Source organism: Rhodanobacter sp. B05 (genome assembly GCF_002001085.1).
GTDB lineage: Bacteria > Pseudomonadota > Gammaproteobacteria > Xanthomonadales > Rhodanobacteraceae > Rhodanobacter.
Window position 1 is genome coordinate 124655 of record NZ_MUNU01000013.1, and the last position, 11736, is coordinate 136390.

General features: G+C 68.0%; 12 protein-coding genes. 6 read left to right on the forward strand and 6 right to left on the reverse strand.

What is annotated here, in order from left to right; genetic code table 11:
- Positions 1–20: 20 nt before the first annotated feature.
- The 4 genes from B0E47_RS06895 to hemH form a co-directional block, all read right to left on the reverse strand.
- Positions 21–527: a DUF1993 domain-containing protein gene (locus B0E47_RS06895; protein WP_077513281.1), complete on the reverse strand. Its 507-nt coding sequence runs from the start codon at positions 525–527 to the stop codon at positions 21–23.
- On the reverse strand, positions 524–1864 hold the full coding sequence (locus B0E47_RS06900) for a TCR/Tet family MFS transporter (RefSeq protein ID WP_077513282.1): 1341 nt from the start codon (positions 1862–1864) through the stop codon (positions 524–526). The genes B0E47_RS06895 and B0E47_RS06900 overlap by 4 nt, the downstream gene beginning before the upstream one ends.
- 235 nt (positions 1865–2099) lie before the next feature.
- Complete coding sequence (locus B0E47_RS06905) at positions 2100–2960, reverse strand: alpha/beta hydrolase (protein WP_077513283.1); 861 nt, start codon at positions 2958–2960, stop codon at positions 2100–2102.
- A complete protein-coding gene (gene hemH / locus B0E47_RS06910; protein WP_077513284.1) occupies positions 2929–4065 on the reverse strand; it encodes a ferrochelatase in 1137 nt (378 codons plus the stop codon). The genes B0E47_RS06905 and hemH overlap by 32 nt, the downstream gene beginning before the upstream one ends.
- Positions 4066–4189: 124 nt before the next feature.
- On the opposite strand from hemH, the gene B0E47_RS06915 reads away from it, so the two are divergent.
- Genes B0E47_RS06915 through tatC form a run of 4 tightly spaced genes read left to right on the forward strand, consistent with a single transcriptional unit; the run spans position 4190 to position 6430 of the window.
- Positions 4190–4876 (forward strand): lipid-binding SYLF domain-containing protein, encoded by a 687-nt coding sequence (locus B0E47_RS06915; protein WP_077513387.1) that lies wholly within the window; start codon positions 4190–4192, stop codon positions 4874–4876.
- A 56-nt stretch (positions 4877–4932) separates the two neighbouring features.
- Positions 4933–5196, forward strand: a complete 264-nt coding sequence (locus B0E47_RS06920; protein ID WP_077513285.1) for a Sec-independent protein translocase subunit TatA — start codon at positions 4933–4935, stop codon at positions 5194–5196.
- Between the two features lie 24 nt (positions 5197–5220).
- The gene (tatB, locus tag B0E47_RS06925; RefSeq protein ID WP_077513286.1) at positions 5221–5661 is read left to right on the forward strand and encodes a Sec-independent protein translocase protein TatB; all 441 of its coding nucleotides are present in this window, start codon (positions 5221–5223) and stop codon (positions 5659–5661) included.
- The gene (gene tatC / locus B0E47_RS06930; protein ID WP_077513287.1) at positions 5648–6430 is read left to right on the forward strand and encodes a twin-arginine translocase subunit TatC; all 783 of its coding nucleotides are present in this window, start codon (positions 5648–5650) and stop codon (positions 6428–6430) included. The genes tatB and tatC overlap by 14 nt, the downstream gene beginning before the upstream one ends.
- A gap of 8 nt (positions 6431–6438) precedes the next feature.
- Here tatC and B0E47_RS06935 read toward each other — a convergent pair whose 3' ends face one another.
- Positions 6439–8613: a primosomal protein N' gene (locus B0E47_RS06935; protein ID WP_077513288.1), complete on the reverse strand. Its 2175-nt coding sequence runs from the start codon at positions 8611–8613 to the stop codon at positions 6439–6441.
- 129 nt (positions 8614–8742) lie between these two features.
- On the opposite strand from B0E47_RS06935, the gene B0E47_RS16755 reads away from it, so the two are divergent.
- A complete protein-coding gene (locus B0E47_RS16755) occupies positions 8743–8925 on the forward strand; it encodes a hypothetical protein (protein ID WP_139351379.1) in 183 nt (60 codons plus the stop codon).
- Positions 8926–9044: 119 nt separating this feature from the next.
- Here B0E47_RS16755 and B0E47_RS06940 read toward each other — a convergent pair whose 3' ends face one another.
- Positions 9045–10226: a DUF3667 domain-containing protein gene (locus B0E47_RS06940; protein WP_077513289.1), complete on the reverse strand. Its 1182-nt coding sequence runs from the start codon at positions 10224–10226 to the stop codon at positions 9045–9047.
- A 106-nt stretch (positions 10227–10332) separates the two neighbouring features.
- Between B0E47_RS06940 and B0E47_RS06945 the strand changes: the two genes are divergently transcribed.
- Positions 10333–11718 carry an MATE family efflux transporter gene (locus tag B0E47_RS06945; RefSeq protein WP_077513290.1) on the forward strand — a complete coding sequence of 462 codons (1386 nt, stop codon included), beginning with the start codon at positions 10333–10335 and terminating at the stop codon, positions 11716–11718.
- Positions 11719–11736 lie beyond the last annotated feature (18 nt).

Sequence of the window (11736 nt, forward strand, 5' to 3'; positions counted from 1 at the left end):
GGGCTCCTGCGCGAATGGTGTCATTCCTTGCCGATGAAATCCGTCTTGCCGATGTCGGTGCCGGCCTCGCGCAGGATGTTGTAGGCGGTGGTGCAATGGAAGAACAGGTTCGGCAGCAGGAACGCCAGCAGGTAGGTCTGTCCGTCGAAGTGCATCTCGCCATTGCGCATCTTCAGGTGGATCGCGCGGGTTTCGTTGCCGTCGATCTGGTCGGCCGAAAAACCCTTGATGTATTCGATCGCGCCGTTGATGCGGGCATGCGCCTGCTCCAGGGTGGTCTCGTTGTCCTCGAACGACTTCGGCTCGGCCCCGGCCAGCCGCGCGCTGCCGCGCGTGGCCATGTCGCAGGCGATCTGCACCTGCTTGATCAGGGGCAGCATGTCGGGGATCAGCCGCGTCTGCAGCAACACTTCGCCGCTGACGCCCTTCGCGGTTGCGTGTTCGGCGCCCTTGCCCAGCACGTGGGACAGGTTGCTGAGCGCGCGCACGAAGACGGGAACGGATGCCTGGTACATGGACAGTGTCATGGGGATTGCTCCGGTGGTGAGTGGGAAAGAGGCAGGTCGGCAGCAAACGGCCCGTACGACAGGTCCGGGCTGACGGGATTGGCATCGACGACATCGGCGGGCGACGCCCGATGGGTGACACGCCAGGCAATCAGCGCGGCCGCGCCCAGCAGCAGCGCGGCCAGCAGGAAGGCGGCGCCGGGCAGCTTGGCCGCGGGCGCATGGTCGCTGATGAACAGCGCGAACAGATTGGCGAACAGCGCCGGCCCGAAGATCCCGGCCAGGCTGGCCAGACTGGTCAACGCACCCTGCAGGCGACCCTGTTCGTGCGGGTCGACCTGGTGGGTCATCAGCGCCTGCGCCGGCGGACCGGCCAGGCCGCCCAGGCACAGGAAGGGGATGCCGAGCAGGAACAGCCAGGCCGTCGGCGCCAGCCCGAACAGCACGTAGCCGCCGATGCACAGCACCAGGCCGGCCAGGATCAAGCGCCGTTCGCCGAGGGCGGGCATCAGCCGGCGCACCAGCACGGCCTGCACCAGGCCGCTGCACAGCCCGACCAGGGCCAGCGTGTAGCCGACCGTCTGCGGGCCCCAGCCGTAGCGATAGTCGGTGTACAGCACGTAGGTCGAGTTCAGCGAGAACTGCGCCAGGCTGATCAGGAAAAACACCACGGCCAGGCCGAACACCTGCGGATACCGCCGCAGCAGCGCGACGGCGCCGAACGGATTGGCGTGGCGCCAGTCGATGCGCGCGCTGCGGCGTTCCTTCGGCAGGGATTCGGGCAGCACGAACCAGCCATAGCAGAAGTTCGCCAGGGCCAGCGCGGCGGAAACCCAGAACGGCAGGCGGATCGAGAAATGGCCGAGCAGCCCGCCCAGCGCCGGCCCCACGATGAAGCCGATGCCGAACGCGGCACCGAGCATGCCGAACGCCGCCGCGCGCTTTTCCTTCGCGGTGATGTCGGCGATATAGGCATTGGCGGTGGAGAAGCTGGCCGCGCTGGCGCCGGAAATCGCGCGGCCGATGAACAGCAGCCACAGCACCGGGGCCAGCGCCATCACGATGAAGTCGATGCCCAGGCCGAGATTGGAGATCAGGATCACCGTGCGCCGGCCGAAGCGATCCGACAGCGCGCCCTGCACCGGCGAGAACACGAATTGCATCAGCATGTACAGCGTGCCGAACGCACCCACCCATACCGCCGCCTTGGCGATGCTGCCGCCAATCAGTTGCACGATCAGTTGCGGCAGCACCGGAATCACGATGCCGAAGGCCAGCGTATCCAGCATCACCGTCACGAAGATGAAGGCGAGCGCGGCCTGGTGGCGCGGTGGATGGATCGAAGGCGACGGGGGCATGGGTGTGGCATGGCGATGGAGTGCGCACGATAGCGGAACGGCGCCGCCGCGACATCTGCCGTGGGTGCAGGCTAGGAGTCTGTCGGACTTGGGTTGGCCGGTCTGCGAATCCGCCTGTGCGGTCCATATCCCCGCCGATTCGCCGTCCATAGAACCACTATGGACCGGCGAATCGTCAGGAATCTGTCCTCGCACAGCCGAATTCTCGCCTCGACCACCCAAGCCCGACAGACTCCTAGCCCGCGTGCTCGATCCAGTCGGCGACCGCGCGCGGGTGTTCCAGCTGCAGGTGATGACTGCCGTCCAGATGGGCGACCTGGATGTCCGCCACGCAGGCGACCCGCGCGCGCATCGGCGCCGGCGGCAGGTAGGGCGCGGCAGGTTGTGCCAGCAGCAGCCGGGTCGGCGAGGTGATGCCGGTCAGCAGCGCGTGCACCTGGGTCTCGGCCAGTCGTACGGCGCTGGCCCGGGTCAGGCGCGGGTCGCTGCGCCAACGCCAGCCACCGTCGGTTTCGATGAGCCCGCGTTCGACGATGGGCTGCGCCAGCTCGGCCCGCATGCCGCTAGCCATGCAGCGCGCGCTGACCGCCTGTGCGATATCGCCGAAGACGCGCAGCGGACGACTGTTTTCGGGGCGCGCCGCGAACGCTTCGCGGAAGCGCTGCAGGGTGCGCGAACCGTCGTCGCCGAGCGGGCCGAGGCCTTCGATCAGCAGCAGCCGTTCAATGCATTCCGGTTCGGCCGCGGCGACCAGCGAGGCGATGCCGGCACCCAGCGAATGGCCGAGCAAGGTGTAGCGCGACAGCCGCATGGCGTCGGCAGCGGCGCGCACCATCTGCACGTGGCCGAGGTAGTGGTACTCGGCGCCGGCGGGCAGATGATCGGAATGCCCGTGGCCGGCCAGATCGAGCGCAATCACCCGGTAACGGCTGGCCAGCAGGGGCGCCACTTTTGCGAAACTGGCGGCGTTGTCGAGCCAGCCGTGCAGCGCCAGCAGGGGCGGTGCGGCGGCATCACCCCAGGCCTGTCCGCGCAGGGTGAGGTGGGCCAGCGCAACCGTGATTTCAGTCGGCACGCGCGCCCAGCTCACGTGCATGCCGGCCGGCTTCGAGGCGGCGCTGGCGCGCGGCCGCGGCGTCGTAGTCGATGGCGAATTCGTCCCAGCCCCGGGTGTGCTGCAGGACCAGCGCGGCGAGGCTTTCGATCTGCCCGCGGCTGTCGTTCAGCGCGGGGATGTAGCGCAGGGATTCACCGCCCGCGGCGATGAAGAAGTCGCGGTTCTGCATCGCGATCTCCTCCAGCGTCTCCAGGCAGTCCACCGCGAAACCGGGACAGACGACATCCAGCTTGCGCACGCCTTCGGCGGCCAGCCGGCGCACGCTGGCGTCGGTGTAAGGCTGCAGCCATCGTTCACGCCCGACCCGCGACTGGAAGCTGACCACCACTTGCGCCTCGCCCAGGCCCAGCCGTTCGCGCAACAGGCGCGCGGTGGCCTGGCACTGGCAGAAATACGGATCGCCTGCATGCAGGTAGCGTTCGGGGATGCCGTGGAACGAGAGCAGCAGGCGATCGCCGCGTCCGTGCGTCTGCCACCAGGATTCGATGCTGCCTGCCAGCGCCTCGATGTGACGCGGGTCGTCGTGGTAATCGTTGACCACGCGTATTTCCGGTGGCCAGCGCAGCGACTTGATGCTGTCGGCCAGCGCGTCGAGCACCGAGCCGGTGGACGTGGCCGAATACTGCGGGTACAGCGGCAGCACCAGCAGGCGCCGCACGCCTTCGCGCTGCAGCTGCACGATCGTCTGCGCCACCGAGGGTTCGCCGTAACGCATCGCCAGCGCCACGCGAACCGGCGCCGCGGGCCGTTGCCGCAACAGCTCGACCTGCAGTCCGTCGGCGAGCGCCTCGCTGCCGAAGCGCAGCGGTGAACCCTGGGTGGTCCAGATCTTCGCGTAGGCATGCGCCGAACGTTTCGGCCGCAGGCGCAGGATCACCCCGTGCAGGATCAGCCACCACAGCCAGCGCGGGTATTCGATCACGCGCGGATCGGCGAGGAACTGCGCCAGGTACGGCCTTACCGCCCGAGCCGTCGGCGCGGTCGGCGTGCCCAGGTTGACCAGCAGTACGCCAGCCTGAACGGATGACGCGGGCGGCTCGTGGGAATAGCCATGCAGCCCGGTATAGTGGTTGTGTGATGGCATCGTGTCAGCCGAAATGGAACCGGTGGTGCTCGGTCAGCGATGGAGTCTGCCACAAGCCCGACATGCCGCCATGCCCACATCCCCAGATCCGCGAACGATCCCCATGCTGCCGGAGTCACCCAAGATGAAATCATTCCTGCCTCGTTTGCTGCTGCTCGGTCTCGCCCTGCTGTTGCCGGCCATGGCCGCGCACGCCGAGGACCCGCCGCTGGTGCGCGCGAAGAACGCCGTGCGCGTGCTCAGCGACATCATGCAGGCGCCGGACAAGGCAATCCCGCAGGATCTGCTGCGCGACGCCCGGGCGATCGCGGTGATTCCGGACATGCTCAAGATCGGCTTCGTGTTCGGCGGGCGCCGCGGCGAGGGCCTGATCTCGGTGAAGAGTCCGGATGGCACCTGGTCGAACCCCAGCTTCATCACCATGACCGGCGGCAGCGTCGGCTTCCAGGCCGGCGTGTCCTCGACCGACGTGATCCTGGTATTCCGCACCCAGCGCGGGGTGGATTCGATCGTGCGCGGCAAGTTCACCCTCGGCGCCGATGCCTCGGCCGCCGCCGGTCCGGTGGGGCGCACCGCGAATGCCTCGACGGACGCCCAGCTGAAAGCCGAGATCTACTCCTACTCGCGCAGCCGCGGGCTGTTCGCCGGCGTGGCGCTGGATGGTTCGGCACTGCGCATCGACTACGATGCGAATGCTGCGGTGTATGGCGCCGGCATCACGCCGCGACGCATTTTCGAGGGTGGTGTCACCAACGTCCCCGCGCCCGTGGTCGATTTCCGCGATCGGCTCGAGGAGTACACTTCGCAATAATTGTCGGCGCGGTTCGCGCCAGTTCGATTTGGCTGGAATCGGCCTGAGAGGTTGAAATGGGTTTTGACAGCGTGTGGCACTGGCTCCTCTTTCTGGCGATCGTGCTGCTGATCTTCGGTACCAAGAAGATCCGCAACCTCGGCCCGGATCTCGGCGAGGCCATTCGTGGTTTCAAGAAGGGCCTCAGCGGCGACGACGAGGCGAAGAAGAAGGAAGATGACGAAGTCCGCCGCAAGGAAGCCGAGCAATTGCGTGCGGAACCCGCGCCGGCCGATCAGGCCAGCAAGCAGAGTCAGCGCGACTCCAGCGAAACCAGGTAGGCGCCCGGCGGGCGGCGTGCGGCGATGATCGAGTTCAGCCTCGGCAAACTGGTACTGCTCGCCCTGATCGCGTTGATCGTGCTCGGCCCCGAGAAGTTGCCGGGCGCGGCGCGCACCGCTGGCGCGCTGCTGCGGCGCGTGCGCAACGGCTGGGACGATGTGCGCGCCGAGGTCGAGCGTGAGCTCGAGGTCGAGCAGATCCGGCGTGCCGCGCGCGAAGCCGCGGCGCACGCCGAAGCGGCGCAGCAGGAAGTCAGGGATGGACTGCGCGGAGTGCACGAGCCGCTGGCGGAGGTGGCCAGCGAGGTCGCCGCGACGGGCCAGCCGATGACCGGGCGCGTGATCGAAACCGCCGATTCGCTCGAACGCGCCGAGGCCAGCCCGCAGGCGGAGTTGCCGTTGGGTGAACCGGCGCCGCGCGAACCCGCCTCACCAACAAGACGTGCAGCGCATGACGACGCCTGAACCAGACATGCCGGAATCGGCACCTGAGGGCGACGACCTGCAGCAGGGCCTGTTCTCGCACCTGCTGGAGCTGCGCTCGCGCCTGCTCAAGTCGATCGCCGCGGTGGTGCTGGTGCTGCTAGCGCTGGTGCCGTTTGCCAATCGGCTCTACACGCAGCTGGCCGCGCCGCTGGTGGCGCGGCTGCCCGAAGGGGCCCATCTGATCGCCACCGGGGTCACCAGCCCGTTCATCACGCCGCTGAAACTGGCCTTGTATGCGGCGCTGTTCATCGGCATGCCGGTGATCCTGTACCAGCTGTGGGCGTTCGTCAGCCCGGGCCTGTACAAGCACGAGAAGCGGCTGGCGCGACCACTGCTGTTCGCGGCGATGGGGTTGTTCTACCTGGGCTGCGCATTCGCCTATTTCCTGGTCCTGCCGGCGGCGTTCCGCTTCCTCGTCGCGGTGACGCCGAACGGGGTGGAGATGATGACCGACATCAGCCAGTACCTCGATTTCGTGATGCTGATGTTCTTCGCGTTCGGGCTGTGTTTCGAGGTGCCGGTGGCGGTGGTGATCCTGGCCGCGATCGGCGTGGTCGACCTGGAAAAACTGCGCAGCGGGCGACGCTACGCGATCGTCGGCGCGTTCGGCGTCGCGGCGGTGATCACGCCGCCGGACATCACCTCGATGCTGATGCTCGGGATTCCGATGTGCCTGCTGTACGAGGTGGGTGTGCAGGCGGTGCGCTGGCTGATTCGGCCCGGCTCGCTGAAAGCGGGCGCCGGCTGAGCGATCGTTCAATACAGATCGATCGGATCGACATCCAGCGACCAGCGGACCTTGCGCGCCGACGGCAGCGCGGCCAGCGCCTGCTGCCATGAGCGGAGCATGCCGCGCAGCACCTCGCGACGATCCGCCTCGATCAGCAATTGCCCGCGCTGCCGCCCCGCGCGCAACGCCATCGGCGCGGGCATCGGACCGGCGATCTGCAACGACGACTGGGCTGGAAGCGCGGCGCGGGCGGCGGCGAGGAATTCGTCGACGGGTTCGCGTCGCGGCGCCTCGGCACGCAGCAACACCTGATGGCTGTACGGCGGCAATCCGATCTGGCGGCGCTCGGCCAGCAGATCGCGCGCCGCCGCGGCGTAACCGTGGGCGAGCAGGTTGCGCAGCAGCGGGTGTTCCGGCTGGTGTGTCTGCAGCAGCACGCGGCCGGGTTTGCGTGCACGCCCCGCGCGGCCGGCGACCTGCACCACCAGCTGCGCCAGCCGCTCCTCGGCGCGAAAATCCACGCTGTGCAGGCCCTCGTCGACGCCGACGATGGCGACCAGGGTGAGGTTGGGCAGGTCATGTCCCTTGGCCAGCATCTGGGTGCCGACCAGGATCGCCGGCTGCTCGTTGTCCAGACTGGCGAGGATGTCCTCGAACGCGTCCTTGCGGCGGGTGGTTTCGCGGTCCACGCGCAGCACCGGCACCTGCGGGAAGCGCGCGGCCAGGGTTTCCTCCAGCCGTTCAGTGCCATGGCCCTGCGCGGTGAGGCCGGCCGCGCCGCAGCTCGGGCAGGTCGTCGGCACGCGCCGATGCTGGTCGCAGTGGTGGCAGATCAGCTGGCGGCGGCCGGCATGCAGGGTCAGTGGACGCGCGCAGTTCGAACACTCCGCGTGCCAGCCGCAGCCGTGGCACAGCAGCACCGGCGCATAGCCACGGCGATTGCGGAACACCAGCGCCTGCTCGCCGCGCGCCACCGTCTCGGCAACCGCGGTCAGCAGCGCCGGCGACAGGCCGTGTTCCAGCCGCTGCGCGCGCATGTCGATGATCTGTACCTGCGGCGCGCGCACCGCGCCGGGGCGGGCGCGCAGATGCAGGCTGCGGTAACGCCCGGCCTCGACGTTGGCCAGCGACTCCAGCGAAGGCGTGCCCGAACCCAGCAGCACCGGCACGCCCAGCGCGCGGGCGCGCACCACGGCCAGGTCGCGGGCGTGGTAGCGGAAGCCGTCCTGCTGCTTGTAGGAAGCGTCGTGTTCCTCGTCGACGATGATCAGGCCGGCCTGCGGCAACGGCGTGAAGATCGCCGAGCGGGTGCCCAGGATCACGCGCGCGATGCCGGCGCGGGCCCGCAGCCAGGCGCGCGCCCGATCGCCTTCTGAGAGGTTCGAATGCAGTACTTCCACCATCACCCCGAGTCGTTCGCGCAGGCGGCGCACGGTCTGCGGGGCCAGGCCGATCTCCGGCACCAGCAGCAGCGCCTGCCGGCCTTGCGCCAGCACCTGCTCGATCAGCGCCAGGTACACCTCGGTCTTGCCGCTGCCGGTGACGCCGTCGAGCAGGAACGGCTGGAACCGGTCGAGGCTGGCGCCGATCGCGGCGACCGCCACTTGCTGTTCGTCGCTGAGCTGCGGCGCCGTGGATGATGGAGGGCGATGAGCGCGTGGCGGCTGCTCGCCGCGTTCGAGCAGGCCCGCCGCCGCCAGTCGGCGCGCAGGCTCGCGCCAGCCGGGCTGGCGCTCGGTCAACTCCTGCGCGCTCAACGCGCCATCAGCCAGCAGGGCGAGCAATGCCTTGCTGCCGCCACGGCGGCTGCCGGCGTCGTGCGCGCTGCGGCCGGCCGGAGTGATCGACCAGTATTCCTCGCCGATGGCTGGCAGCGGCCTGGCCTCGCGCAGTGCCAGCGGCAGTGCGTTGGCGCAAGCCTCGCCTGGCGCGCCCAGCCAGTACTCGGCGGCCCAGGCCAGCGTCTGCATCAGTTCGGCATCGAGCAGAGCCTCATCATCGAGCAGGCGCAGCGCCTGCTTGAGCCGCTTGCCGTCCACCGTCGTCTCGACTCCGGATTCGACCACCACGCCGACCAGCTTGCCGCGCCCGAACGGCACCAGCACCCGGCTGCCCACGCGAGGCTCGCCCGCGTCGGGCGGCAGGTAGTCGAAAAGGGTGGGCAGCGGCAGGGGCAGGGCGACGCGAAGAACGGCCGGCATGGTGACCTCGATGGCGGCCCAGTGTAACCGAGCACCCCCTCTTACCCAGTCGCAGGGTAGCGGGGCCCGATAGATGCCGAGTTGCGCGCACTTGCTGCCCGGATATCGAGAAGTTTCGGGTAAGTCGCTATGACGACGGACTTTTCCCGTTTATCCACAATCGCTGTGGATAAGTCTGTGGATGTGGAGGGGAGGGTGGCCTGCGAAGCCCGCCGTGGCGCCTTCCGCGACGCCTTGGCCATGTTTTCATCAGGCAAAAAAGTTGTTTATATTCAATATGTTGAAAATAACCATCAGCCGGTGTTCACATAATTGGCAAAGCGCCTTCACATCGCTTGACAGATATATGACGCTGTGCAAAACCCGCCTTCAGGCGCCGTCCGCGAAGGGTCTTCCCGCCGCGTCGCGGGTCTCGGGGCCGTGGCCCGGAGTCATTCCGCCAAGCCCAGCAGGAAAGCGCCGGCGAAGGCGATTGCCAGCAACCAGCAGTAGCACCAGCCGACGAACAGGTATTTCAGCACCGTCATCGGCCAGCCTTGCCGGTAGACGCGCTTCTGCATGATCAGCAGGTAGGTCGGCGCCCACAGGCATAGCGCTGCGGTTAGCAGGTTCAGCGGACCGCCCAGCCACGGCGCATGGGGCTTCAGCGCAACCCCGAGCAGGTGGGTCAGGGTACCCAGCAGCAGGCTGAGGAACAGGAAGGCGTGGCTGTGCAAGGCCACGATCAGATGCTCCACGTACAGGCGGCGCTTGAACAGGTAGACCAGCTTGAGCAGCAGCGCGAACGCCGGCAGCATGAAGAACATCGCCCCGGGGAGTGCCGCAAAGACCTGGCCGATCAGGCGCTCGTTCACCGCGGAATGGTCACCCGGGCCGCTCATCGCCGTGAGGTTGTCGTGCAAGCGGGCCGCCGACCGATTCAGGCGCTGGTTGAGAAAATCGGGCAGCCAGCTCACCTTGATCGGGTCCCAGGGCTGGTCGAACGGGTTGCGCTGCTCCCGATCGGCGGGCGAACGGGTATCGCCGGGAGGCTTTGGCACTTCGTCCAGGCTGGCAGGAATCACCGCGGTCTTGTCGCCCAGCTCGATGCGTCGCTGCATCGCCTCGCGCACCAGTTGCAGCCGCGCCTTGTCCAGTTCCTTGCCGGCCAGCGAACCGATCACGGGGATGTCTTGGGTAGGGGTCAGCTGGGCCAGCTGTTTTTTCAGCAGGCGATCCACCTCGGCCGGGGTTTTTGCGCGCTGGAAGCTGCTGCCCTGCACGTGAACGTCGGGTACGAACAACGCATCACCGCTGTCCAGCGCCAGCGGCAGCACGAAGAACGCCAGCAGGCACAGCGCGAACATCAACCGGAACGGCGCCAGGTAGCGCACGCGCCGCCCGGCAAAGTACTCCAGGGTGAGGAAGCCGGGACGCAGGAGCAGCGGTGGCAGCGTGTGCACCACCCGACCATCGATATTCAGCACCAGGTCGAGGGTGTCCTCCAGCATGCCGTGCACGGGTTTGAGCACGCTGTGCACCGACTGGCCGCAGACATGGCAGAACTCCCCCTGCAGCAAGGCGCCGCAATTGGCGCACTGCAGTTCGGTGGGCGTGGTCAGGTCCTGTGTCATCGGGCTGTCCGGGCAAAGGCGCCGCCGATCTTCGCACACGCGACGCGCGCCGTGGCCGTGACCGATGGCTCAGGTAAAATGCGCGGCCCTGGAGTCTGCTGTGCCCATGAAACCCCTCCGTCCCGAGCGCGCGCGTCTGCTGCATGAAGTGCGCGCCACCATGCGCCTCGCGTTGCCGTTGATCTGCGCCCAGTTGGCCGCGGTGGGCAGCAACGTGATCGACGCGGTGCTGGCCGGGCACGTCAGCGCGCATGTGCTGGGCGCGGTGGCGGTGGGCGCCAGCATCTGGTCGCTGGCGATCGTCAGCGGGATCGGCATGATGATGGCGGTGCCGCCGTCGGTAGCACAGCTGGATGGCGCCGGCCGGCGCGGCGAAGTCGGCGCGGTGTTCCACCAGGCCTTGTGGCTGGCCCTGGGAATGGGGGCCTTGCTGTGGTTTGCAGTGCGCCATGCGGCGCCGCTGATCGACCTGATCGGCGTGACTCCGAGCCTGCGCCATGACGTGCAGCGCTTCCTGCTGGCGATCAGCTGGGGCGCGCCGGCGCTGACCTGCTACTTCGCACTGCGTGGCCTGTCCGAGGGGTTGTCGATGACCAGACCGTCGATGTATTTCAGCCTGGGCGGCCTGGCGCTGCTGGTGCCGCTGGGCTACGTGCTGATGTTCGGCAAGCTGGGCATTCCGCCGCAGGGTGCGCATGGTTGCGGCGTGGCGACAGCGATCGTGCTGTGGTTGGAGCTGCTGGCGTTTGGCATCTACGTGATCTTCCGGCGCAACTACCGCGGACTTGGCCTGTTCGAGCATGTCGGTGGGCCGAACCTGCGGCGCATCGGGCAACTGGTGCATATCGGCGCGCCGATGGCGGTGACCCTGCTGGCCGAGGCGGGGTTGTTCGTGGCGACCGCCCTGATCATCGCCACGCTGGGCGAGGACGTGATCGCCAGCCACCAGGTCGCGATCAACATCGCCTCGCTGTTCTTCATGATTCCGCTCGGCTTGGCGATGGCGATCACCGTTCGGGTCGGCAATGCGGTGGGCCGCGGCGATGATCGCGGCGTACGCTATGCCGGCTTCTGCGGCATCGGCCTGACCCTGGTGACGCAGGTGTTCTCGGCCGTCCTGATGCTGGGCCTGCCGCACTTCATCGCCACGCTGTACACGCACGATCCGAAGGTGATCGCGCTGGCGGCGCAGCTGATCATGCTGGCCGGCCTGTTCCAGTTTTCCGATGGCGTCCAGGTCGCCGCCAACGGCGCGCTGCGCGGACTCAAGGACACCCGCGTACCGATGGTGATCACCCTGTTCGCGTACTGGGCCGTCGGCATGCCGGTGGGCTGGTGGCTGGCGTTCCATCACGGCATGGGTGCGCGCGGCATGTGGATCGGCCTGATCGCGGGGCTGTCGGTGGCTGCGGTGATGCTGTTCACGCGCTTCTGGCGCAGTGCCTGGAAGCAGCGTTGGCGGCGCCATCTGCCGATGACCGCGCCGGCATGACCGGCTACGCTTGGCGCA